Below are 23,186 nucleotides of genomic sequence, written 5' to 3'. Positions count from 1 at the left end.
CGCGATGCCGGTGCGGGCGAGCCAGTGCCTCACGAGACCCTCCCTCCGTCGCCCCCGGCCCGGGACCGGGCCAGCAGGTCCAGCAGCGCTGACGTGACGGTCCCGGCGTGGGTCAGCGGCACCACGTGCCCGGCCCCCGGCACCAGGTGGAGCCGTGCCCGCGGGCCGATCCGCCGGGCCAGGCGCTCGGCGGCGGTGGGCGGGACGGTGGCGTCGTCGGTGCCGACGAGCACCAGCACCGGCACGCCGCGCAGCGGGTCGAGCGTGCCGCGCCGGTCGTAGCGCGCCAGCCCCGGCAGGTGCGCCGTCATGACCGCGGCCGGTGTGCCGATCCAGGCATCGGTCATCCGGCGGACGGCGTCGGGCGGCGGGTCGTCGGCGAACAGCCGGCGGCGCAGCAGCCGTTGCACCGGGCCGGTGCGGAAGGGATGCACGGCGTGCGCCAGCGGCGCCGCCAGCCACACGGCCCAGGCCGCGGCGCGCGTCAGCGCCCGCCGCAGGGGAGCGCGACCGCCGGTGCCGGCGACGGCCAGCGGGCCGGCCAGCGTGGACAGCAGCCCGACGCCGGTCGCCCGGCTGCCGAACAGGTCCGGCCGTGCACCGGCGAGCGCGAGCACGGCCATGCCGCCCATCGAGTGGCCGACCAGCACGACCGGCCCCGGCCCGGCGCACCGGTCCACGACCAGCGCGAGGTCCCGGGCGTGCTCGCGCAGCGCCGCCCACTGGCGGTCCCACATCGCCGACCGGGCCGCGAACCCGTGCACCAGGACGACGGTCACCCGCGCGTCCGTGGGGCCGGTGACCTCGACGTGCAGGGACACGCCGTCGTCGGTGCGCAGCCCGGCGGGGTCGCCGGGGCGCGCCCGTGCGGCGCGCCGGGCCGCCCACAGCCGGAGCGCGAGCGCCCCGCCGAGGACGGCGGCCCCCGCCCGCAGCGCGCTCACCGGCCGGCCGCCGTCCCGGCGCGCACGCCCTGCCCCGGCGGGGGGAGCAGCCACCGGGCGCAGGCCCACACCCACAGGCCGCCCAGCGCCAGGCCCGCCAGCACGTCGGTCGGGTGGTGCGCCGCGACGTAGACCCGCGAGGCGCCGGTCGCCGCCGCCAGCAGCAGCGCGACGGCGAGGACCAGCCAGCGCCGCGGCACGCGGGCGTACACCACCACCAGCGCGGCCAGCGCGCCGTACAGGGCGGCCGCGGCCGCCGCGTGCCCCGACGGCCAGCTCGCCGCGACCGGCAGCCCGGAGGTCAGGTCGGCCACCGCCGGCCGGGCCCGTGACACCACCTGGGAGGTCAGGTAGTAGAGGGCGACCTCGCCGAGCAGGGTGACCACCACGAAGGCCACCGGTCGCCAGCTCGCCGCGACCGCCAGCCCCAGCACGGCCAGCGACACGCCGACCGCGATGACCGTCCGGGTGCCGCCCAGCAGGCCCACCGTCTCCATGACCGTGGTGAGCCACCGGGTGCGCAGCTCGGCGGCCCACCCGACGACGGACCGGTCGAGGCGGCCCAGCAGGGTGTCGGGGAGCACCGCGGTGACGACCAGCCCCAGCGCGGCGAGCACGGCGAACAGGCCGGCGGCGACGGCCACCAGCCGCAGCGCCGTGGCCCGGCCGCGGGGCAGGGCCGGGTCGGCGGACGGCGCCAGGGGCACCACCTCCGCGGGCGGCACGTCCAGCGGGTCCAGCGGCTCCTCGACCGGCCCGGCGCGGTCGTGCTGCCAGCCCCGGAACGCCGCCGCGGTCACCGCCAGCCAGCCGGCGCCCAGCGCCCACCCGGCGAGCACGTCGGAGACGAAGTGCACGCCCAGCGCCAGCCGGGTGGCCCCGACGACGACCACCAGCAGCGCCGTCGCCGCCACCAGCCACGGCCGGGCGCGGCGGCGCACCGACGGCAGCGCGACCAGCAGCAGCGCGCCGTACACGACGACCGCCGTCATCGCGTGCCCGCTGGGGAAGCTGGCGTTCGACGGCGTCTCGACGACGGGGGAGGCGACCACCGGGCGGGCCCGGTCGACGACGGCCTTGGCCAGCGGACCGAGGACGGCCAGCCCGATCCCGGTCGTGGCCACGAACGCCGCCAGCCGCCGCTGTCCCCGGACCAGCAGGAACGCCGTGGCCAGGACCATCGCGAGCACGGCGGCGCCGGCACCCCCCAGGTCGGTCACCCAGCGCAGCACCGACACCAGCACGGGGGAGCCGCTGACCTCCGCGTTGAGCGCCGCGGCCACCTCCCCGTCCAGCGAGCCGAGCGGCGACCAGGAGCGCTGCACGAGCAGCCAGAGCAGCAGGAAGGGCACCGCGCCGGCGAGCAGCGCGACCCAGCCGAGCAGGGCCCGCAGGCCGAAGCGGCCCACCCCGGTGGTGTCCGTGCCCACCCCGCCGGGGGCCGGCGTGCGCACTGCGCTGTCCCGTGTCATCGGGATCGGGTTACCCGCGGCGGGCGGCGGGGCGACGCGCGGACGCCTTGCGGTCCCGTGACATCACCGGCGCGCGGGCCGCCGGCCGGGGGTGGACGGCGCGGTGCTGCCCGGCGTCGGTGCCGCCGGGGGGCCGGCCGGAGGCGGGGGCGGGTCGGGCGCCACCGACGCGTAGTCGTCCCGGTCGACGGGCCCGGCGGTCAGCCCCGCGTCGGTGGGCACCTCCACCGGCGCGCCCTCGCTGGTGATCCGCACCGCCTGCACGCCGGGGTACCCGGTCACCGTGAAGACCACCTGCGCGGTGGCCAGCAGCTGGTCGCCGCCGGCCACCTCGGTGAACCCGCGGGCGACCTCGACGGTGACCACCGGCCCGGCCGGGGTGGGCGGGCCGGGCAGCACGCTCTGCGGGGCCAGCGCGGTGCGCAGCCCGCCCAGCACCTCGGCCCGGGTCGGCCCGCCCAGCAGGGCCTCCAGCGCGGCGTCGACGCCGGGGCGGGCGGTGACCCGCTCGGCCGCCTCCAGCCCGGTGCCGCGGACGAACCAGACGGTCACCCTCGGCCCGCCCGGCGCGGCGCTGGGGTCCGGCGCCGGCGCCGGCGGCGGCGGGATGCTGACCGGCTCCGGGGCGTCCTGCGGGTCCACCCCGCAGCCGGTCAGCGCCAGGACGGCGGCCAGGGCGAGCACGACCCGCCTCACGCGCCGCCGTCCGTCCCGCCGGCCACCGGCAGCCGGACGACGAACCGGGCGCCGCCGCCGGAGGCGTCGGTCACGACGACGCTGCCGCCCATCAGCTGCACGTGCCGGCTGACCAGTGCCAGGCCCAGCCCGCTGCCCGGGGTCCTGCTCCGGGTGCTGCCGCTGCCCCGGGCGAAGCGCTCGAAGACCGTGCCGCGCTCGGCCTCCGGGACGCCCGGGCCGGAGTCGTCGACGACGATGCAGGCGTGGTCCGGTGAGCGCTCCACGGTGACGGCGGTCAGCCCGCCGCCGTGGGTGTCGGCGTTGTCGATCAGGTTGCGCAGCACCCGCTCCAGCCGCCGCTTGTCGGCCCGCACGACGACGTCGGAGGCGTCCGCGCGCACGGTGACCTCGACGGTGCCCCCGCCCGCCGCCGTCCGCCGGGCGAGCGCCTCGCGGACCAGCGCGGCCGGCCGCACGTCCTCCAGCGCCAGGTCGGTGCTGCCCGCGTCGGCGCGGGAGATCTCCAGGAGGTCGTCGACCAGCTGCTCGAAGTCCCGCACCTCCGAGCGCAGCAGCTCCAGCGCCTCGCGGCCGTCCGGGGGGAGCGCGTCGGCGCAGGACCCCACCAGGCTCATCGCCGTGGTCATGGTGGTCAGCGGGCTGCGCAGCTCGTGGCTGACGTCGGAGGCGAACCGTGCGTCGGCGCGCACCCGCTGCTCCAGCGCGGCCGCGGTGGCGTTGAACGACGCGGCGATCGGCACCAGCGACGGGTCGCCGCGCGGGTCGATGCGCGCGCCGAGGTCCCCGCCGGCGATGGCGGCCGCCGCGGCCGAGATGCGCTCCAGCGGTCGCAGCGCCGGCCGGGTGACCCACCACCCCACGGCGGCCGACAGCGGCGCGACGGCCAGCACCGACGACGTGAGCACCACGCCGAGCACCCGGAACGTGTCGTCGAGCTCGTGCAGGGGGAACACCTCGAAGTAGGCGTCCTGCAGCCCGGCCAGCGGCACGCCGACGGCCAGGTAGGGCTCGCCGTCGACGGCGATGCGCTGCCGGGACGGCTGGCCGCCGGCCACGGCGCCGCGCAGCGCCTCGGGCAGCTCCTCCCGGCCGATCCGCAGCGAGGTGGTGCTCCACTCGCCGTCGTCGGCCAGCAGGGACACCGACCCGGTCTCCCGCGGCAGCTGCGACAGCAGCTCCGCGGGCGGGAGCCCCTCGGCCGACAGCCCCCGCTGCACCTGCGCCGCGTTGGCGACCGCCTGCGCGAGCGTGACGTTCTGCCGGGTGTACAGGAGGTACTGGGTGGCGGCGACCCAGACGCCGACCGCGAGCGCGACGGTCAGCGCGACCGCGACGGCGGTCAGCGCCAGGGTGGCCCGCCCCCGCAGCGAGGGGGTCCGGGGAGCCCGCCGCCGACGGGGACCCTCGACGGCCGGGCCGTCGGCGGAGGGCGCGGCCGGGACGGCCGTCAGGCTCACCCGGGCAGACGGTAGCCCATGCCGCGCACCGTCGTCACGATCGTCGGGTTGGCCGGGTCGGCCTCCACCTTCACCCGCAGCCGGCGCACGTGCACGTCCACCAGCCGGGAGTCGCCGAAGTAGTCGTAGCCCCACACCCGCTCCAGCAGCTCCTCGCGGCTGAGCACCCGGCCGCGCTCGGCGGCCAGCTCGGCGAGCAGCTTGAACTCCGTCCGGGTCAGCGGCACGACCTCCCCGCCGCGGGTGACCACGCCGTCGGCCGGGGCGATCTCCAGGTCGCCGACGACGACGCGCGGGCGGGCACCGGGGGACCGCGTGCGGCGGGCCAGGGCGCGGATGCGGGCGGAGAGCTCCTCGGCGACGAACGGCTTGGTGACGTAGTCGTCGGCCCCGGCCTCCAGCCCGGCGACCACGTCGCGGCTGTCGGCGCGGGCGGTCACCATGATCACCGGGGTGGTGGAGACCCGGCGGATCTCCCGGCAGACCTCGAACCCGTCGCGGCCGGGCAGCACCAGGTCCAGCAGCACCACGTCGTAGGGCCGCTCGGCGAGCCGGGCCAGGCCCTCCTCGCCCGAGCCGGCCTCGGCCACCTCGAGGCCCTCCCGGCGCAGGGCCAGCGAGACGACACGCCGGATGCGCTCGTCGTCCTCGATGAACAGCACCGAGCGCCGCATGCCGGACGGCGCCGGGTCAGAACCAGCCGCGGCGGGCGCCGAGCTGCCGGACGGCGGCGTCCAGCTGCGCCGCGACCGCGCGGACGTCGGTGTCGGTGTGCGCCAGCCGCAGCCGGCCGCCGACGTCGCGGCCCTCGCTGAGCAGCCCGCCGCGCCGGTCCACCTCGAGGACGACGTCCACCCCCTGCGGGTCGGCGAGGAAGGTGACCTCCAGCTCGCGGACCCGGCCACGCAGGCCGGGCGGCGGGGCGAACTCGACCTCCTGGTAGAAGGGCAGCTCGCTGCCGCGGATGCGGCCCTTCTCCACGTCCGCGCCGCGGAAGGCGAAGCCCAGACCGTCCAGCGCCTGCAGCACGGTGCGCTGCACCGGCAGCGGCAGCACCGTCACCGGGTCCAGGTCCCCGGGGTCGACCGAGCCGGGGATGACCACCCGGGTGCGCAGCCCCACCCGCATGCCCCGCAGGTGCCAGCCGTCGATCGCGGTGACCGGGCACTGCCAGGGCACCGGCAGGCGGAAGGGCAGCGCGTGCCGGGCGCGGGGATCGACCCGCGCGGCCCCGGCGACGGCGACCGTGCCGAAGGTGACCTCCTCGCGCCACGAGGAGTCGCCGCTCTCCACCTCGACGGTGGCCTGCAGCGCGACCCGCACCTCGGCGACGTCCTGGGCGACCGTCCCGCCGGTGACGTGCACGGTGCCGGTGACCGTGCCGCCGGGGGTCGTGTCCGGCCGGTCCAGCACGGTCTCGACGGCGGCGCCGCCGGGGCCCAGGCGCGCCATGATGCCGCGGAAGGCCATCGCTCCTCCTGTTCGCGGGTGGGGTCGGTGCAGGCAGCCTGGCACGGCCGCCGAGCACGTGTCACCGGCCCGCCGGCCGGGCACCCCGACGGTGGAGACCCCCGCTGCTGAGGACGCCGGCCGCGGGGCCCGTCCTCGAGGAGGACCGTGAGCGAGACCTTCAGCCTGGGCCGGATCGCCGGCATCCGCGTCGGCGTCAACGCCAGCGTGCTGGTGATCGTGGCGATCATCGCCGGGGGGCTGGCGTTCGGCCGGTTCCCGCTCGTGCTGCCCGGCCGGGGCGCGGCGGCGTACCTGACCGCCGCCGTGGCGGCCGCGGTGGCCTTCCTCGCCTCGCTGCTGGCCCACGAGCTGGCGCACGCGCTGGTGGCCCGGCGCAACGGCGTCGAGGTGGAGGGCATCACCCTGTGGCTGCTCGGCGGCGTGGCTCGGCTCCGCGGCGGGGCCCGCACCCCGGGCGCGGAGTTCCGCATCGCCGGCGTGGGCCCGCTGACCAGCCTGGTCCTCGGCGTCCTGTTCGGCGCCGCCGCGCTCGCCGCGCGGCTGGCCGGGGCCGACGGGCTGCCGGTCGCCGTGCTGGACTACCTCGCCGGCATCAACGTGGCGCTGGCCGTGTTCAACCTCGTCCCGGCCGCGCCGCTGGACGGCGGGCGGCTGCTGCGCGCGCTGCTCTGGCGGCTCCGCGGCGACGCGTGGTCCTCGGCGGTGACCGCGGCCCGCGCCGGGCGGCTGTTCGGCTTCGCGCTGATCGCGCTGGGGTTCCTGCAGCTGGTCACCGGCTCCGGGTTCGGCGGGCTGTGGCTGGCGCTGGTCGGGCTGTTCGTGGTCAACGCCGCGACCGCCGAGGAGCAGCACGCGCGGGTGTCCGGCCGGCTGGGCGGGCTGCCCGTCGGGGCGGTCATGAGCAGCCCGGCGCTGGTCGCCGACCCGGAGGCGACCGTCGAGACCTTCCTGCACGAGGTGGCCCTGGTGCGGCGGTTCAGCACCTACCCGCTCGTCGACCGCTCCGGGGCGCTCGTGGGCCTGGTGACGCTCAACCGGCTGCGCACCGTGCCCCCGGCGGCGCGGGCGACCACGCGGCTGCGGGAGGTCGCCTGCCCGCTGCCGGAGGTGCCGGTCGCCGCGCCCGGCGAGCCGCTGACCGAGCTGCTGCCGCGCCTGCAGGGCTGCAGCGACGGGCGCGCGGTCGTGCTCGACGGCGGCCGGGTCGTCGGCGTGGTGTCGCCGAGCGACGTGGCCCGCACCCTGCAGCTGGCCGACCTGGCCGCCTTCGACCGGTACCCGTCGGCCGGCGGCGGGGCCGACGTGTCCCGGCTGCCGGACGGCGGCCGGCCCTGACCGGTCAGCCGCCGCCGGTGAACCGGCGCTCGGCGCGCGCGGCCAGCACCGGGTAGAGCCGGGGCGCGAGCCGCACCAGCAGGTCCACGACCCGGGCGTCGGTGCCGACGAGGATGCGCGGGCGGCCGGCCTCCACGCCGTCGACGACGGTCCGGGCGGCCCGCTCGGGCGGCATCCGCAGCAGCTTCTCGGTGTAGGTCCGGGTGCGGGCCTCCTCGTCCGCGGTGACCTCCCGGCCGGACGCCCGCGCGTGCTCCAGCGCCGCCGTCGCGATGTTCGTGCGCACCCCGCCGGGGTGCACGACGGTCACCCGCACCGGGTGCCCGGCGGCCAGCAGCTCCGCGCGCAGGCTCTCGGTGAAGCCGCGGACGGCGAACTTGCTGGTGCAGTAGGCCGTCATCCGGCCCTGGCCCATGATCCCGTTGAGGCTGGAGACGTTGACGACGTGCCCGTCGCCGGAGGCGACCAGGTGCGGCAGGAACGCCTTGGTGCCGTGGATGACGCCGAACAGGTTGACCGACAGGACGCGGTCGTACTCGGCCCAGTCGGTCTCCAGCACGGTGCCGCCGCCGGCGACCCCGGCGTTGTTGTAGACCTGGTGGACGACGCCGGAGTGCTCGGCCACCGCGGCCGCGTACGCCTCGACGGCGGCGCGGTCGCTGACGTCGAGTCGGGCGGTGTGCACCTGGGCGCCCAGCGACCGGGCCCGGCCGGCGGTCTCGCCGAGGCCGGGCTCGTCGACGTCGGACAGCGCCAGGCGCGCGCCGCGGCGGGCCAGCTCGAGGGCCAGGGCCCGGCCGATGCCGGAGGCGGCGCCGGTGACCACGGCGACCTTGCCGCGCACGCCGCTCACCGGGCCGCGCCCGCCGGGACCGCCGCGGGGCTGGCCGCGCGGGACAGGTGCAGCTCGGGGTCGGTGACGCTGCCGGCGCGCAGCAGCCGGACGTCGGCGGGGTAGCTCGTCGAGGTCAGCCACGGCGCCCGGTCGCCCTGGCGGGGCAGCCGGTCGGCGGCGCGCCGGACGTAGCCGGCGGCGAGGTCGAGCAGCGGCCGGGTCGGCATGTCCGGGTCGGCGGGCTCCGGCCGGGCGACGTCGTACCCGTGCGCGTCCAGGTGCGCCAGCAGCCGGCAGAAGTGCTCGCAGACCAGGCCGGTCTTGAGCGTCCAGGACGAGTTCGTGTACCCGATGGCCAGCACGAGGTTGGGGACGCCGGACAGCATCATCCCCTTGTAGACGACGGTGTCGGGCAGGTGCACCGGCTCGCCGTCGACGGTCAGCGCGATGCCGCCGATCGCCTGCACGTCCAGGCCGGTGGCGGTGACGACGACGTCGGCGGCCAGCTCCCGGCCGGACTCCAGCAGCACCCCGTCCTCGGTGAAGGTGGCGACCCGGTCGGTGACGACCTCGGCCCGGCCCTCCCGGATGGCGCGGAACAGGTCGCCGTCGGGGACGGCGCACAGCCGCTGGTCCCACGGGTCGTACGGCGGGTTGAAGTGCTCGTCGACCGGATAGCCCGCGGGCAGCTGCCGGGCGGTGACCCAGCGGATCAGCCGCCGTGCCGCGCGGGGGTACCGCCGGCAGAACCGCCAGGTCGCCGTGCCCACGGCGATGTTCTTGCGCCGGGCGAGCGCGTACCCGCGCTCCTCGCCGAACAGGGCGCACAGCCGCGCCGCGAGGGCGTCGGAGCGCGGCACCGGCACGACGTAGGACGGCGTCCGCTGCAGCATCGTCACGGAGCCGGCGGTCCCGGCCATCGCGGGCACCAGCGTGACGGCGGTGGCGCCGCTGCCGATCACCAGCACCCGCCGGCCGGCGTACTCCAGGTCCTCCGGCCAGTGCTGCGGGTGCACCACCGGGCCGCGGAAGCGGTCACGGCCGGGGAAGGCCGGGGTGAAGCCCTCGTCGTAGCGGTAGTAGCCGCCGGCGCAGAACAGCCAGCCCGCGGACAGCTGCAGCCGCTCGCCGGTGTCGGTGCGCTCCACGTCGACCAGCCAGCGGGCCTCCGCGGTGGACCAGGCGGCGGACAGCACCCGGTGGGAGTAGCGGATCCGGTCGTCGAGGCCGTTCTCGGTGATCGTCTCGCGCAGGTAGGCGAGGATCCGCGGCGCGTCGGCGATGGACTGCTCGTCGCGCCACGGCTTGAACGCGTAGCCGAAGGTGTGCAGGTCTGAGTCCGACCGGATGCCGGGGTAGCGGAACAGGTCCCAGGTGCCGCCGGACGTCGCCCGCGCCTCCAGGATGGCGGAGGTCTTCCCGGGCAGCTCCGTGGCCAGGTACCGCCCGGCGCCGATGCCGGAGATCCCGGCCCCGACGACGATGACGTCGAGGTGCTCCACGGGTGGCTGCTCGGTGGTCACCCGACCCACTCTCCGTGACCACGGCCGGGTGGCGCCACCGTGGGGGGAGGGTGGTCCTCTCTCAGCCCAGGGAGGCCGTCATGGTGACGGAGTCCTCGGTGACGGTCGTGCACTCGACGGTGAGCGGGCCGGCCGAGACGCTCTCGCCCTGGCTGCAGGCGAGCTCCTGGTCGCCGACCTGGATGCTCGCCCGGCCGTCCGCGACGGTGCCCAGGGTGATCGGCGTCCCCAGGATGTCCGCCTCCGCGCCGTCCCCGGTCAGGGTCACCTCGCAGGAGGTGCCCGAGCAGTTGACTCCGGCGTCCGTGCCGCCGTCGGTCCCCGCGGCCCCGGTCTCCGTCGCGGTGGTGTCCTCCGCCCCGGCGGTCGCGGTGGGGTCGGCCGTGCCGTCCGCGGGGGAGGACTCGGTCGCGGTGGCCTCGGGGGCGGCGTCGATCTCGTCGGCGGTGCCCCCGCAGCCGGCCAGCAGCAGCCCGGCGGCGAACACGCCGGCGGCGACCCGGCGGGTGGGGGTGGTCTGTGTTCCCATGTCCTGTCGGTAGGCAGGCCGGCCGCCGCCCATGCCGCGGGCGCGGGATCGTCATCGTCTCGTCATGCGGCGGCCGGGTCAGGAGCCCAGGACGACGCCCTCCCCGGAGGCCCCGACCGCCAGGCCGTCCGGCCGCGTGGCGACGTCGACGCCGCGGCCCTCGAACAGCAGGGGGTCCAGGGGCACCGGGACGGTGAACCGCTGGCGGACCAGCAGCTCCTCGACCCCCTCCAGCGGGTCGGGGGTGTCCAGCCGGGTGGGTTCGAGCAGCAGCGCGCCGTCCTCGGCGGCGACGCCGACCAGGGCGGACACCGGCCGGACCGCACCGCCCACGTCGACGCTCCCGGTGAGGCGCAGCTGCCCGTCGCCGGCCGGCTCGGCGTCGAGGGGCCGGCCGGTGAAGCGCAGGTAGCGGTCCAGGTCGTCGTGGGTGAGCAGGGCCTGCTCGGCGGACCGCTCCACGTACACGCCGCTGGTGGTGCCGTCGAGCAGGTCGGGGAAGGCGAGGTACACGCCGCCGAGGTCGGCCGAGAGGTCCCGCAGCCGCACCGGTCCGGACGACACGACCTCCAGGTCGACCGTGACGTCGTCGTAGCGGCCCCGCAGGGCCTGCAGCAGGACCGGCCCGTCGCCCACGTCCACCGGGGGGGCCTCCAGGACGCCGGTCCGCTCCTGCACGGTGCGGGCCAGTACCGACTCCGCGCCGGTGCGGGCCAGCCACTCCGCCCCCCACAGCAGCAGCGCGGTCCCCGCGACGACGACCACCGCGAGCACGGCGGTGGGCCGCCGGTCCGGACCGGCGGCGGGCGCGCCGGTGCTCACGGCGGCCCGCCGGTCCCCACGGCGGCGGGTGGCGTCGCGTCGCTGCGCTGCCGCCGGGACTCCTCCGCCAGCAGGCCGCGCTGCTCCTCGGCGCCGGGGCGGTCCTCGGTGGTCCGGATCCGCCGGCCGGGCCAGCCCCCGGCCCGGCCGAGGAGGGTGAGCGCGGCGGGGGTGAGCACCGGCCGGACGAGGAAGGTGTCGACGAGCAGACCGACCGCCATGGTGAAGGCGATCTGCCGGAAGGTGGACAGCGGGATGATCGCCACCATGGCGAAGGTGGCGGCCAGGATCACGCCGGCGGCGCTGATCGCCCGCGCCGTCGCGGGCATGGCGACCGCGATGGCCCGGGCCAGCGGGTGGCGGGCGGCCTGGTCCCAGATCGCGCCGACCGCGAAGACGTTGTAGTCGGCGCCGAGCGCCAGCAGCAGGACGGCGGTGGCGAAGGGCACGTAGAAGGTCAGGCCCGGCTCCCCGAGCAGGCCCTGGAAGACGAACACCGTCAGGCCCAGGGTGGCCGCCACCGAGAGCGCGCTGAGCGCGAGCAGCGCCACCGGGGCGAGCAGCGCGCGGAGGAACAGCACCAGGATGAGCAGCTCGACCAGCAGCACCGCGAGCAGCGTGCGCGTCAGCTCCTCCCGCGTGATCCGGTCCAGCTCGCCGGCGATCGCGGTCTGGCCGGTCACCCCGACGGTCACGTCCTCGACGCCGGCCTCGGCGACCAGCCCGGCCAGCCGCTCCTGCAGCGACCGGAGGTCCGCGACGGCGGTGGCCGCCAGCGGGTCGCTGTCGAGGACGACGACGAACCGGGCGGCGTCCCCGTCCTGGGAGAAGACGATGCCGTACCCCTCGGGGAGCGGGTTCTGGGCCGGCCCGAGCACCTCCGCGACCCCGGGCTGCGCGGCCAGCAGCCCCTGGAGCCGGATCAGCGCGTCCCGTTGCGCGGCGACGCCCTCGCCCTCCAGCACCACCTCGGTCGGCGCGGTGATGCCGCGCACGCCGGTGTCCTCGAGGACCTGCGCGCCGCGCTGCACCGGGTCGTCGCCCGGCAGCGCGCCGGCGAAGGACACGCCCAGCCGCATGTCGGAGAGGGGGACCACCGCCGGCAGCAGGACGGCGACGCCCAGCACCAGCCCGGCGAGGGCCCCCCGCCGGCCGGCGAGCACCCGCGCCAGCCAGCGCGTGCCCCGCCCCGCGCTCTCCTCCAGTGCCCGCCCGCCGCTGACCCGGGACGGCGCGAACAGCCACGCGCCGAGGACGGCCAGCAGGGCCGGGACGAGGGTGAGCGACACCAGCAGGCCCACCACCACGGTCAGGGCCAGGGCCGGCCCGAACGCGCGGAACAGGGCGAAGTCGGCGACCAGCAGGGCTGCCGTGCCCGCCGCGACGGTCACCCCGGCGACCGCCACGATCGGGCCCTCGGTGAGCACGACCCGGCGGGCCGCCTCGTGCCGGTGCAGGCCCCGGTCCAGCTGCCGCCGGAACCCGGAGAAGAACAGCACGCAGTAGTCGGTGACCACCCCGATGAGCAGCGCGGCGGTCAGCGGCCGCAGCTGCTCGGGCAGTGCGAAGCCCAGCGCACCGGCGGCGACGGCCAGGACGTACACCGCCACCAGATAGCCCAGTCCGGCGACGAACAGGACGGCGACGGGCGCGACGACCGACCGGAAGGTGAAGCCCACCACGACCGCGATCAGGACGAGGGTCGCCAGCTCGAACACCAGCAGCCGGGACTCCAGGTACTCCGCCTGGGCCACGCGGGCCGGCGTGAGCCCGGTGACGTGGGTCTGCACCGAGGCCTGGTTGTCGAAGTGGCTGGCGTACTGGCGGCCCAGCGCGGTGGCCTCCGCCAGCGACGTCCCCCGGGTGACGTACAGGTAGGTGACCGCGGTGTCGGGCGTCGAGGTGGGGATGGGGACCGCCGCCACCACCTGCTCGCCGGTCGGCGACACGCCGCCCTCCAGGGTGGCCTGGGTGTGCGCCAGCGCCCACAGGGCGACGTCGGCCCTGGTGAGCGGGTCCAGCCCCGCGGGGTCGTGCACGACGACCGTCGTCTCGGAGAGCACCGGCACCCGGAACAGCTCCAGGCTGCGCGCCTGGACGGCCACCGCCTCGCTGCCCGGCGGCAGCAGCCCGCCGACGTCGTCCCCGCCGCCCCCGCCGCTCGGGGCCGGCACCAGGAGCGCCGCCACGGCGAGGGCGAGCCACCCGGCCACGACCACCCACCGCCCGGCCACCACGGCGCTCCGGGCGAGCCTGCCCGCCGCACGGAGAGCGGCGGCCGGCGCGCGGACCAGCGGACCGACCCGGCGCCGTGGGGACAAGGCGGCCTCCTGCCCTGCCTGGTCTCGTGCGTACCGCGATCTGCGCAGGGTACGTCCGCACCCGCCGGACCGCCGGGTGGGAGGACGACCGATGACACGACCCCGTCCCCGGGAGCAGGGGGGCCGGCGGGACCGCGGCTGGGAGCGCTGGCTGGCCACCGGGACCTTCGTCGTCGGCCTGCTCTGCGGCGTGCTGCTGCTGGGGCTGCTGGGTCAGGACCCGCCCGCGCCGACCGCGCGGGAGGCGACGGCGCCCGGGACGGCCGCACCGGCGGGTCCGGACGCGACGACCGGCGGCGTCGAGCTGAACACCGCGTGCCTGCGGGCGATCAACGCCGCGCAGGACATCGCGGCGACCGCCGACGACCTGGGTGCCGCGGCGGCGGCCCTGGACGCGGCCCGGCTCGACGAGGTGGTCCGCCGGCTGCAGCCGCTGCAGCAGCGTCTCCAGGACGGCACGGCCCAGTGCGAGGCGACCGGTGCGCTGCCCACCGGGAGCGTCGCCCCGACCGGGGAGGCCGTGCCCACCGAGGAGGCCCGGCCCGCCCCGCCCACCGACTGACCCGCGGCCACCCCGGTGGCCCCGCTGCAGGGTCCCGCCGCGAGTGTGCGAGCGGCGGGGGCAGCGGGGTCCTCCGTCAGCGGACGCGGATCAGCACCTTGCCGGTGGCGCGGCGCTCGTCGAGCTCGGTGACCGCCGCGGCGGCGTCGGCGAGGTCGTGCACCGAGCCGAGCACCGGCTGCAGCGCGCCCCGCTCCAGCAGCGGCGCCAGGTCCCGCCACTGCTCCTGCACGTACCCGGGCTCGCCGGACCAGAAGGCGCCCCAGCCGACGCCGACCACCGAGACGTTGTTCAGCAGCAGCCGGTTCACCCGGACCGTGGGGATCTCCCCCCCGGTGAAGCCGAGCACCAGCAGCCGCCCCTCGCGGGCCAGGCTGCGCAGCGAGTCGGTGAACCGGTCCCCACCCACCGGGTCGGCCACCACGTCCACGCCGCGGCCCCCGGTGAGCTCCCGGACCCGCTGCAGGAAGCCGTCGGCGAGCACGACCTCGTCGGCGCCGGCGGCCCGCGCCGCCTCGCCCTTGGCCTCGCCGGACACCACCGCGAGCACCCGGGCGCCGTACGCCTTGGCCAGCTGGACGCCCGCCGTCCCCAGGCCGCCGGCGGCGCCGTGCACCAGCACGGTCTCGCCCGGCTGCAGCCGGCCGCGGCGGGCCAGCGCGAAGTGCATGGTCAGGTAGTTCATCGGCAGCGCCGCGCCCTGCTCGAGGGAGAGGCCGTCGGGGAGCGGGAAGACGAGGCCGGGGTCGACGGCCACCGCCTCGGCGAACCCGCCGAAGCCGGGGAAGGCCGCCACCCGCTGGCCGGGGCGCAGGCCGCTGCCCTCCGGGGCGCTGCGCACCGTCCCGGCGACCTCGCTGCCCGGTACGAACGGCAGCTGCGGCTTGAGCTGGTACTGGCCGCGGCTGAGCAGCACCTCGGGGAAGGTCACGCCGGCGACGTGCACGTCGACCAGCACCTCGCCGTCGGCGCCGGTGGGCTCGGGGACGTCGACGACGGAGATGGCCGAGGGGCCGTCGAGGCTGGCGATCTGGGCGGCGCGCACGGGTCCTCCTGCAGCGGTGGGGGCGGGGGTCAGGGCCGGGTGAGCAGCTGCCGCAGCCGGCGCGCCGGTGCCCGCACGACGTGCAGCGTCAGCCGCAGCGGCAGGGTCGCGACGGCCGACCCCACCCGGACGCCGAGGCGCCACAGGTCCGCGTAGTCCGGGGGACGGGGCGCCGCGGGCCGGGGTGCGTCGGGCCAGGGTGCGTCGGGCCGGGGTGCCTGGGACGGGGGGTCCTGCGGGGGCGGCGTGGCCGGGACGATCAGGTCGACCGCCGTCCGGCGGCGGGGGGAGCGCAGCGACGCGAAGGACGGGATGGCCGGCGCCGCCGGGGACTCCCGCTCCTCCTCCGGCAGCGGCGGTGCCGCGGGCAGGCGGCCGGGCGGCTCGGGGACGACGCGCCGGATCGCGGCCACGCTGCCCGGCCCCAGCCCGTCCACCGCGGCCAGCTCCGCCCGGGTCAGGGCGGCCAGCTGCGCGGTCGTGGTGATCCCGGCCCGGGTCAGCGCGGTCACCGCGCGCGTGGGCAGGCCCAGCTCGCTGATGGTCCCCCCGGGCCCGGTGCCCGGCGACGTGGTCGGCATGGCGTCCAACCTAGGACGCGCCGCCGGAGGGCACCGGCCCAGGCCCCTGCTGCAGGATGCGCAGGGCACCGCACCCGACCCGGAGGCCCGCCGATGACCGCCGCCCGTCCCCAGCCCGCGCACGCCGAGGGCACGCTGGCCTCCGGCCAGTACCGCCAGGCCTGGACGGTCGCGGACCCGGTGGGCGCCGTCGTCCTGGTGCACGGCGCGCACGAGCACGGCGGCCGGTACGCCCACGTCGCCGGGCGGCTGGCCGGCGCCGGGTACGCGGTGCACGCCGCCGACCACCCCGGGCACGGCCGCTCCCCGGGCCGCCGCGGCGACATCGGCAGCATGGCCGCCACCGTCGCGGGGGCCGCCGAGCTGGTGCGGCACGCGGGGGAGCAGCACCCCGGCGTCCCGCTGTTCGTCTACGGGCACAGCCTGGGCGGGCTGATCGCGCTGCAGTACCTGACCGGGACGCCGGACGCCCGGGTCGCCGGCGCGGTGCTGTCCGCGGCGGCGCTGGACACCAGTGCCGCGAGCCCGGTCCAGCGCGCCGTGGTGCCGCTGCTGTCCCGCCTGCTCCCCGGCCTGGGCGTGCTGCAGCTGGACGCCGACGCGATCAGCCGGGACCCGGAGGTGGTGCGCGCCTACCGCACCGACCCGCTCAACCACGCCGGGAAGATGGTCGCCCGCACCGGCGCGGAGCTCATGGCCACCGCGCTGGCCATGCCGCGCCGGCTGCCCGCGCTGACCCTGCCGCTGCTCGTGCTGCACGGCACCGCCGACCGGCTGGTGCCGCCGGCGGCCAGCGAGGTGGTGCGCGCGCACGCCGGCTCGCCGGATCTCACGGTGCGCACCTACCCCGGCCTCTTCCACGAGCCGCACAACGAGCCCGAGCGCGACCAGGTCCTGGGCGAGGTCGTCGCCTGGCTGGAGGCGCACCGCACGACCGACTGACCGGTGGGACGGGTGTGACGGGTGGGGCGCCCGCCGCCCCCGGACACGCCGTGCCGACCTGCGACCCGCCGTCCCGGCGACGAGATGTGACGGCCGTCACGGCGACAGTTCACATCACTGGCAGTAGCGTTTCGTGTGCGTTCAGCTAAACGAGAGGACGCGGCGCCGGACCGCCAAACCCTGCCCACCGGCCGCCTACCCACTTCCCGAGGGCAGGGGTGGGGGACCCACGACCACGGCGCGCTCCGCACCCGGGCAGCACCCGGGCGCGCAGGCCGCCTCGGGGTGGAGCCGCGGACCGCGGCCGGGCACCGATCGCCCGAACCCGACAGCTCACCTCGCCGGCGGTGATCGGAGAACCCATGCCCAAGCACCGCGCACCCCGCTACGTCCGCACCCGCCAGGTCCTCGCCAAGGCGCCCGTGGCCGCCGGCGCCACCGTCGTCGGCATCGGCGTCCTCGGCTCCCCGGCCCAGGCCGCCGCCACCCACGACTGGACCGGCGTGGCCCAGTGCGAGTCCGGCGGCGACTGGAGCATCAACACCGGCAACGGCTACTACGGCGGGCTGCAGTTCAGCCAGTCCACCTGGGCCGCCTTCGGGGGCACCGCGCTGGCGCCCCGCGCGGACCTGGCGACCCCCGCGCAGCAGATCGAGATCGCGGAGAAGGTCCTGGTCGGCCAGGGCATCGGGGCCTGGCCGACCTGCGGTGCGCAGCTGGCCGACGGCACCACCCCGGCCGCCGCCGGGGCGCCGGCGGCCGCCGCCGCGGCCCCGGCCGCCCCCGACGCCGCCACCGACGCCGCCACCGACGCCGCCACCACGGCCGCCGCCGACGAGGCCGACTACACCGTCGCGCGCGGTGACACGGTGGCGCGCATCGCGGCCGCCCACGGCCAGTCGTGGCGGGAGCTCTACCAGCGCAACGCAGCCGTCATCGGCGCCGACCCCGACCGCATCCGGCCGGGCCAGGTGCTGCGCACCGCCGGGTCCGACGACGCGGCGGACACCCGGGGCCGGCACGCCTCCGGCGGCTGGCGGGACGCCGGCACGGGCACCGGTGGCTGGCGGAGCACCGGGACGTCCACCCCGGCCGCCCAGCAGGCCGCCGCCCCGGCCGGTGCCACCGCGGCCGTCGTCGCGGCGCCCGCCGCGGCCCCGGCTGTCGCCCCTGCTGTGGCCCCGGCCGCTGCGCCCGCCGCGGCGCCCACGGCCACCGCGATCATCACCAACTCCGCCGGCCCGGTCCGGCCGCAGGTGCAGGCCGCCGCGGACCGCGTGGTCAGCGAGGTGCGCGGCGCCAGCCTCATCCCCATCGGCGGTACCCGGGCCAGCGCCACCGACCCGAACGGCCACCCGGCCGGCCTGGCGCTGGACTACATGGTCGGCTCCGACGCCGCCCTCGGTGACGCGATCGTCGCCTTCCACGTCGAGCACTGGGAGGAGCTCGGCGTGGACTACGTCATCTGGGAGCAGCAGATCCTGTCCTCGCCGACCGGCGCGTGGAAGGCGATGGCCGACCGCGGCAGCCCGACGGCCAACCACATGGACCACCCGCACGTGAACTACCTGGGCTGAGCCCGACGCTCAGAGCAGCCGGTCGAGGTCGTCCGGTCCCGGGCCGGTGCCCCCGGAGTCCCGCAGCGGCGAGGTCTCGGGCACGTCGTCGGCGGGTGGCTCCGGCTCGACCGGCCCCTCGGCGTACAGGGTGTCCGGGTCGCGCGGGTCGGTCTCGGTCATGGGTGCCCAGTGCCCGGCCCGGGCCCGGGGAACCGCCCGGGGGCGCACGTCCACCGGTTGCGGGACCGGCCGGTCCGCCGCATGCTCCCTGCGGGCGGGGCCCTGGGAGTCGACCCGGGCGCAGCCCCGCCCGCCAGCTCCCGTCGCCCGCACCCCCGCCGTCCCCGGCGGGGTGCGGCGACGTGTCCCTGGTCACGGCGGGTCGGCGGCGGATTGTCACGGTCGGGTGACGCCCTTATGGTGGCCCGGTCCGGTCGGTCGTCACCTCCACCAGGAGGCCCGAGCGGACGCCGCCGAGTCGCCCTCCGGGCGAGCCGGGGACCCACCGCAGCACTGGGGTGAATCCGCTCCTGGACCCGTGTCCGGGAGGGGTAGGGCCGCTTCCCGCCCGAACCCGTCAGCTAACCCGGTAGGCGGCCATCGGGAGAAACGGAGAGCCGCCGGATGGCGTGCCGCTGCCCTGCACCACCCCACCGGCTGCGCACCCGGGTGCCCGACCGCACCTGACCTCGCGCACCCGACCGCCCGCGCCCGACCGCCCGCCGCCGCCCGCGGCCGGCGCGCCGCGCCCCGGGTCCGAGCACCCCGGCTCGACCGGCACCCCGCCGCTGCCCCCCGGCGCGCCCCGGCGTCCCCGCCCGGCCGCGGTCCCCGCTGCCCGCAGCTCCCGTGCGCCCGCACGGCGCCGCGGCGCCCGACCCCCGGAGAACCCGCACCCCCATGGACCGACGCACCCCGCCCCCCGGCCGCGCCGCCCGCCGCCCGCCCGCACCCGTCCGCCGCCCCGCCGTCTACCTGGGGATGGCCACCGCGGGCGCCGTCCTGGTCGGCGTCGTCCTCGGCGCCGAGCCGGCGGCACAGGCCGAGGCCGCCCGCCCCGCCCCCGCGGAGACGGTCAGCGTCGCCCGGGCGCTGGGGCTGACCGGCGCGCCGGCCCCCGTCGACGCGGTGCAGGAGCTGCAGCCGCTGCAGGACCTCGCGGCCAGCCGCAGCAGCCGCGAGGCCGCCGAGACCGCCGCCCAGCAGGTCCAGGCCGCCGCCGACCGGGCCGAGCTGGACCGCCGCGAGGCCGAGGCGCGCGCGGCCGCCGAGGCCGCGGCCGCCGCGGAGGCCGCCGCCCGCGCCGCCGCCGAGGCCCAGGCCGCGCAGGCGGCGCAGGCCGCGCAGGCCGCCCAGGCCGCCGCCGAGCAGAGCCGGGCGGCGGCCCCGTCCGCGGCCGCACCCGCGCCGGCCGCCGCGCGGGCCGCGGCACCGGCGGCGTCCGGCGCGGTCGCGGAGATCACCAACAACGCCGGGCCGGTCAAGCCGGTCGTGCAGGCCGCCGCGAACGCGGTGGTGAGCAACGTGCCCGGCGCGGCCGGGATCACCCTCGGCGGCACCCGCGCCAGCGCGGCCGACCCGGGCGGTCACCCCTCGGGCCTGGCGCTGGACTACATGGTCGGCTCGAACTCCGCGCTCGGGGACGCGATCGTCGCCTACCACGTCGAGCACTGGGACGAGCTCGGCGTGGACTACGTCATCTGGGAGCAGCGGATGCTGTCCTCGCCGACCGGCGCGTGGAAGGCGATGGCCGACCGCGGCAGCGCCACGGCCAACCACATGGACCACCCGCACGTGAACTACCTCGGCTGATCCGCCCGGTCCCCGGCCAGCCCGGTTACGGCGGGTCCGGCCGGGGCAGGAGGGCAGGGTGCCGAGCAGCCGCCCCGTCCCGCCGACCCTCGTCGACGCCAACCGGCTCTGGGTCGACTCCCGCGTCCGGGCGCTGGTGCAGCGCCGTGTCGAGGCGCCCGTCCTGCTGCGGCTGGGCGGGCCGGTGACCGGCGGGCGGGTGCTGGAGCTGGGCACCGGGCGCCGCGGCACCGGCCTGCGCCTGGCGCTGGAGGTCTTCGGCGCCGGGCGCGCCGACGGCGTGGAGCGGTTCCCGGCGAGCGTGGCGGCCTGCCGGGCCGCGCTGCGCGACCTGGGCGACCGGGTCGACGTGCAGGAGGGCGACGCGACCGCGCTGGCCGCGGCGTCGGCGTCCTACGACGCGGTGTTCGCCCACCACGTGCTGCACCACAGCCCGGCGTGGCGGGCCGCCGTCCGGGAGGCCGCTCGCGTGCTGCGCCCGGGCGGGCGGTTCTACTCCTGCGAGATGACGGCTCGCATCGTGGACAGCCGCCCGCTGCGCGCGGTCTCCCACCACCCCGCCGACGGCGACCGGCCGACGCCGGACGGCCTGGCGGAGGCCTGCCGGGCGGCCGGGCTCACCGTGACCGACCAGGAGACCCGGCTGGCCGGCTGCTGGACGGCGCTGGTCGCGACCCGGCCGTGAGCGCCGGGCACCCCCCGGGCGCCACCGTCCGCGCGGCCCTGGCGCTGCTGGCCCGGCACCGGCGCCCGGCCTACCTGGCCGCGCTGGCCGCCACGTTGGTCAACAGCGTGCCCGACGTCGCCCGGCAGCTGCTGGTCCTCGACGACCCGCGGGTGGGCGCCGCGCTCGCCGTCGACGCCGTGGGGTTCGCGACCGGCCTGCTCGCCCAGCTGTGGGTGACCGGCGCGGTGGCCGGCCTGGCCGCGCGCGGGGCGCCGTCCTGGTCCGGGGCGCTGCGCCGCGGGACCGCGCTGGCCGGGGGGGCGCTGCGGCGGGCGCCGGCCGCGGTCGCCGCGGGCGTGGTGCTCGGGGGGGTGGTGTCCGCGCTGCTCACCGTGCCGGCGTCGGTGGCCGCCCTCGGCGCGGACGGCGTGCTGGGGCCGCTGGGCTCCCCGGGCGCCGGGGCCTTCGCCGTCGCCACCGCCAGCGACGTGGTGGCCAGCGTGGTCACCCTGCCCTTCCTGGCGTTCGTGCTGGTCGTCGCGGCGGGCGACCGGTTCGCCGCGCGCCCGGGCGGGCAGTGACCGGCCATGGCCAGGGACTGGGACGTCACCCGCAAGACCGTCGGGACGCTGTCGATCTGGGTCGGGACCGCGGCGCTGTTCGCCCCGCGGGCGCTGCCCCGGCTGCTCGGGGCCGCGGAGCGGGCGACGCGGACCGACGTCCTCCTCCCGCTGCTGGTGCGCCTGGCCGCCGCGCGCAACATCGCGATGGGGGCGGCGCTGCTCGTGACCCCCGCCCCGCAGGCCCGCCGCACCACCGAGGTGACGCTGCTGCTGACCGCCCTGGACGCCGCGGCCGTGCTCGCCGCCCGCCGCGGCGGCGAGGTGGCGCCGCGCAGCGCCGTCACCTCGCTCGTGGTGCTGGGCACCGCCGCGGCCGGGGCGGTCCGCTGGCACCGCCGCTGACCCCCGGGCCGGTCAGCCGGCCAGGTGCGCGAAGGTGGTGCGCAGCTCGCGCTTGAGGATCTTGCCGCTGGCGTTCTTCGGCAGCCCGTCGACGACGGCGACGTACCGCGGCGTCTTGTAGCCGGCCAGCCGCTCCCGGCAGAAGCCGACCAGCTCGTCGGGGTCCACCCGCTGCCCGTCCCGGGGGACGACGACGGCGGCGACCGCCTCGATCCACCGGGGGTGCGGGATGCCGAAGACGGCGGTCTCCGCGACCGCCGGGTGCTGGTAGAGCACCTCCTCCACCTCCCGGCTGGCCACGTTCTCCCCGCCGGTCTTGATCACGTCCTTCTTGCGGTCGACGACGGTGATGTAGCCGTCCTCGTCCATCACGCCCAGGTCGCCGCTGTGGAACCAGCCGCCGCGGAAGGCCTCCGCGGTCTTCGCCGGGTCGTTCCAGTAGCCGACGGTGGCGTGCGGGCTGCGGTGCACGATCTCGCCCTCGACGCCGGGGCCGACCGGGCGGTCGAGGTCGTCGACCAGGCGGGTCTGGCTGTTCAGCGCCGGGGTGCCGGCCGAGCCGAGCTTGCGCAGCTGGTCCTCCGGGGAGAGCACCAGCGCCAGCGCGGACATCTCGGTCTGCCCGTAGCAGTTGAACAGCGCCATCCCGGGCAGCCGGCGGCTCAGCTCCTCCACGGTGGCCACCGGCATGATGGACGCGCCGTAGTAGCCCTTGGCCAGCGAGGACAGGTCCCGGCGGTCGAAGTCGGGGTGCCGCAGCAGGCCGATCCACACCGTCGGCGGGCAGAACAGGCTGGTGATCCGCTCCCGCTCCACGGTCGCCAGCACGGTGGCCGGGTCCGGCCCGTCCAGCACCACGTTCGTGCCGCCCAGGTAGAGGTTGGGCACGAGGAACACGTGCTGGGCGGCGACGTGGAACAGCGGCAGCGCGTGCAGGGCGACGTCGTCGGCGGCGTACCGGCCGTCGACGATGCAGCTGACGTACTGGGTGACCAGGCTGCGGCTGGTCATCATCACGCCCTTGGGCCGGGACTCGGTGCCGCTGGTGTACATCAGCTGCAGCACGTCGTCGTCGGCCACGTCCACCTCCGGCGGTGCGCCGTCCGGGTGCGCCGCCCAGGTCTCGTACGCCTCCCAGCCCGCGGGCCCGCCGTCCGGCCCGCCGCCGAGGACCCCTCGGACGGCGACGGCCTCCTCCCGCCCGGCCAGCCGCAGCGCCTCCTGCGCCACCGGCACCAGCGCCGCCTCCGCGACGACGCCGGTCGCCCCGCAGTGCTCGAGGATGTAGGCCACCTCGCCGGCGGTCAGCATGAAGTTCACCGGGACGGCGACGGCGCCCAGTCGGGCCAGGGCGAAGGTGAGCACCACGTACCCGTCGTCGTTGTGCGACAGCAGGGCCACCCGGTCGCCGCGCGCCACCCCGCGCGCGGTGAGCGCGTTGGCGGTCCGGTCCACGGCGGCGTCCAGCTCGGCGTAGGTGTGCGACCGGTCGCGGAAGCGCAGCGCCGTCCGGTCCGGGACACGGGCCGCCGAGCGCCGCAGCAGGTCGCCGAGGGCGTGCCCGCGGGCCCGGGCGACGGTCTGGGTCAGTGCCTCGTCGAACACGGGGTGCTCCTGGTGCGGCGGTGGGTGAGCCGGCGCAC

General features: G+C 78.0%; 23 protein-coding genes and 1 riboswitch. Of the genes, 8 read left to right on the top strand and 15 right to left on the bottom strand.

Features of this window, described 5'->3' with window-relative positions:
- Positions 1-29: 29 nt before the first annotated feature.
- The 6 genes from CHB98_RS05045 to CHB98_RS05020 form a co-directional block, all read right to left on the bottom strand.
- Positions 30-944: an alpha/beta fold hydrolase gene (locus tag CHB98_RS05045; protein WP_143424949.1), complete on the bottom strand. Its 915-nt coding sequence runs from the start codon at positions 942-944 to the stop codon at positions 30-32.
- Positions 941-2,416, bottom strand: a complete 1,476-nt coding sequence (locus tag CHB98_RS05040; RefSeq protein WP_089304499.1) for a phosphatase PAP2 family protein — start codon at positions 2,414-2,416, stop codon at positions 941-943. The genes CHB98_RS05045 and CHB98_RS05040 overlap by 4 nt, the downstream gene beginning before the upstream one ends.
- 63 nt (positions 2,417-2,479) lie before the next feature.
- Complete coding sequence (locus tag CHB98_RS05035; protein WP_089304498.1) at positions 2,480-3,112, bottom strand: GerMN domain-containing protein; 633 nt, start codon at positions 3,110-3,112, stop codon at positions 2,480-2,482.
- Positions 3,109-4,572 (bottom strand): sensor histidine kinase, encoded by a 1,464-nt coding sequence (locus CHB98_RS05030; RefSeq protein ID WP_089304497.1) that lies wholly within the window; start codon positions 4,570-4,572, stop codon positions 3,109-3,111. Before CHB98_RS05030 ends, CHB98_RS05035 begins: the two co-directional genes overlap by 4 nt.
- On the bottom strand, positions 4,569-5,246 hold the full coding sequence (locus CHB98_RS05025; protein ID WP_089304496.1) for a response regulator transcription factor: 678 nt from the start codon (positions 5,244-5,246) through the stop codon (positions 4,569-4,571). The genes CHB98_RS05030 and CHB98_RS05025 overlap by 4 nt, the downstream gene beginning before the upstream one ends.
- Positions 5,247-5,262: 16 nt before the next feature.
- Positions 5,263-6,042, bottom strand: coding sequence for a sporulation protein (locus CHB98_RS05020; RefSeq protein WP_089304495.1), 780 nt, complete (start codon positions 6,040-6,042; stop codon positions 5,263-5,265).
- Between the two features lie 147 nt (positions 6,043-6,189).
- Here CHB98_RS05020 and CHB98_RS05015 point away from each other — a divergent pair, with 147 nt between their 5' ends.
- Positions 6,190-7,380, top strand: coding sequence for a site-2 protease family protein (locus CHB98_RS05015; protein ID WP_089304494.1), 1,191 nt, complete (start codon positions 6,190-6,192; stop codon positions 7,378-7,380).
- A 4-nt stretch (positions 7,381-7,384) separates the two neighbouring features.
- Here the strand turns inward: CHB98_RS05015 and CHB98_RS05010 are convergent, their stop codons facing one another.
- The 5 genes from CHB98_RS05010 to CHB98_RS04990 all read right to left on the bottom strand — a co-directional run bounded on the left by CHB98_RS05010 (position 7,385) and on the right by CHB98_RS04990 (position 13,410).
- Positions 7,385-8,224 carry an SDR family NAD(P)-dependent oxidoreductase gene (locus tag CHB98_RS05010; protein WP_245820930.1) on the bottom strand — a complete coding sequence of 280 codons (840 nt, stop codon included), beginning with the start codon at positions 8,222-8,224 and terminating at the stop codon, positions 7,385-7,387.
- 5 nt (positions 8,225-8,229) lie between these two features.
- Positions 8,230-9,738, bottom strand: a complete 1,509-nt coding sequence (locus tag CHB98_RS05005) for a flavin-containing monooxygenase (protein WP_089304492.1) — start codon at positions 9,736-9,738, stop codon at positions 8,230-8,232.
- A 61-nt stretch (positions 9,739-9,799) separates the two neighbouring features.
- A complete protein-coding gene (locus CHB98_RS05000) occupies positions 9,800-10,267 on the bottom strand; it encodes a hypothetical protein (protein WP_089304491.1) in 468 nt (155 codons plus the stop codon).
- A 78-nt stretch (positions 10,268-10,345) separates the two neighbouring features.
- Positions 10,346-11,089 carry an LmeA family phospholipid-binding protein gene (locus tag CHB98_RS04995; protein WP_179224200.1) on the bottom strand — a complete coding sequence of 248 codons (744 nt, stop codon included), beginning with the start codon at positions 11,087-11,089 and terminating at the stop codon, positions 10,346-10,348.
- Complete coding sequence (locus CHB98_RS04990; RefSeq protein WP_089304490.1) at positions 11,086-13,410, bottom strand: MMPL family transporter; 2,325 nt, start codon at positions 13,408-13,410, stop codon at positions 11,086-11,088. The genes CHB98_RS04995 and CHB98_RS04990 overlap by 4 nt, the downstream gene beginning before the upstream one ends.
- A gap of 91 nt (positions 13,411-13,501) precedes the next feature.
- Between CHB98_RS04990 and CHB98_RS04985 the strand changes: the two genes are divergently transcribed.
- Positions 13,502-13,972, top strand: coding sequence for a hypothetical protein (locus CHB98_RS04985; protein ID WP_089304489.1), 471 nt, complete (start codon positions 13,502-13,504; stop codon positions 13,970-13,972).
- Positions 13,973-14,048: 76 nt separating this feature from the next.
- Here CHB98_RS04985 and CHB98_RS04980 read toward each other — a convergent pair whose 3' ends face one another.
- Positions 14,049-15,017 (bottom strand): NADPH:quinone oxidoreductase family protein, encoded by a 969-nt coding sequence (locus CHB98_RS04980; protein WP_089304488.1) that lies wholly within the window; start codon positions 15,015-15,017, stop codon positions 14,049-14,051.
- 29 nt (positions 15,018-15,046) lie between these two features.
- A complete protein-coding gene (locus CHB98_RS04975) occupies positions 15,047-15,598 on the bottom strand; it encodes a DNA-directed RNA polymerase subunit alpha C-terminal domain-containing protein (protein ID WP_089304487.1) in 552 nt (183 codons plus the stop codon).
- Between the two features lie 93 nt (positions 15,599-15,691).
- Between CHB98_RS04975 and CHB98_RS04970 the strand changes: the two genes are divergently transcribed.
- Both CHB98_RS04970 and CHB98_RS22660 read left to right on the top strand, forming a co-directional pair.
- The gene (locus tag CHB98_RS04970) at positions 15,692-16,540 is read left to right on the top strand and encodes an alpha/beta hydrolase (RefSeq protein ID WP_089304486.1); all 849 of its coding nucleotides are present in this window, start codon (positions 15,692-15,694) and stop codon (positions 16,538-16,540) included.
- Positions 16,541-16,902: 362 nt separating this feature from the next.
- Positions 16,903-18,117, top strand: a complete 1,215-nt coding sequence (locus tag CHB98_RS22660) for a LysM peptidoglycan-binding domain-containing protein (protein ID WP_218822250.1) — start codon at positions 16,903-16,905, stop codon at positions 18,115-18,117.
- A 9-nt stretch (positions 18,118-18,126) separates the two neighbouring features.
- Here CHB98_RS22660 and CHB98_RS21415 read toward each other — a convergent pair whose 3' ends face one another.
- Positions 18,127-18,279, bottom strand: a complete 153-nt coding sequence (locus CHB98_RS21415; protein WP_179224198.1) for a hypothetical protein — start codon at positions 18,277-18,279, stop codon at positions 18,127-18,129.
- Positions 18,280-18,560: 281 nt separating this feature from the next.
- Positions 18,561-18,711, top strand: a riboswitch (cyclic di-AMP (ydaO/yuaA leader).
- A 288-nt stretch (positions 18,712-18,999) separates the two neighbouring features.
- Here CHB98_RS21415 and CHB98_RS04950 point away from each other — a divergent pair.
- From CHB98_RS04950 to CHB98_RS04935, 4 genes are read left to right on the top strand one after another with little or no spacing between them, the layout of a single operon-like run.
- Positions 19,000-19,911 (top strand): VldE C-terminal domain-containing protein, encoded by a 912-nt coding sequence (locus tag CHB98_RS04950; RefSeq protein ID WP_089304484.1) that lies wholly within the window; start codon positions 19,000-19,002, stop codon positions 19,909-19,911.
- Between the two features lie 58 nt (positions 19,912-19,969).
- Entirely contained in the window at positions 19,970-20,596 is a 627-nt protein-coding gene (locus CHB98_RS04945; protein ID WP_089304483.1) for a class I SAM-dependent methyltransferase, read from the top strand.
- A complete protein-coding gene (locus CHB98_RS04940; RefSeq protein ID WP_089304482.1) occupies positions 20,593-21,159 on the top strand; it encodes a hypothetical protein in 567 nt (188 codons plus the stop codon). The genes CHB98_RS04945 and CHB98_RS04940 overlap by 4 nt, the downstream gene beginning before the upstream one ends.
- Positions 21,160-21,165: 6 nt before the next feature.
- Positions 21,166-21,543 carry a hypothetical protein gene (locus CHB98_RS04935; RefSeq protein ID WP_089304481.1) on the top strand — a complete coding sequence of 126 codons (378 nt, stop codon included), beginning with the start codon at positions 21,166-21,168 and terminating at the stop codon, positions 21,541-21,543.
- A gap of 12 nt (positions 21,544-21,555) precedes the next feature.
- Here the strand turns inward: CHB98_RS04935 and CHB98_RS04930 are convergent, their stop codons facing one another.
- Positions 21,556-23,148, bottom strand: coding sequence for an acyl-CoA synthetase (locus CHB98_RS04930; RefSeq protein WP_089304480.1), 1,593 nt, complete (start codon positions 23,146-23,148; stop codon positions 21,556-21,558).
- Positions 23,149-23,186 lie beyond the last annotated feature (38 nt).

Source organism: Geodermatophilus pulveris (assembly GCF_900188375.1).
GTDB classification, from domain to species: domain Bacteria; phylum Actinomycetota; class Actinomycetes; order Mycobacteriales; family Geodermatophilaceae; genus Geodermatophilus; species Geodermatophilus pulveris.
Note: the sequence above shows the minus strand (reverse complement) of the source record. Positions and strands in the feature narration are given on the sequence as shown.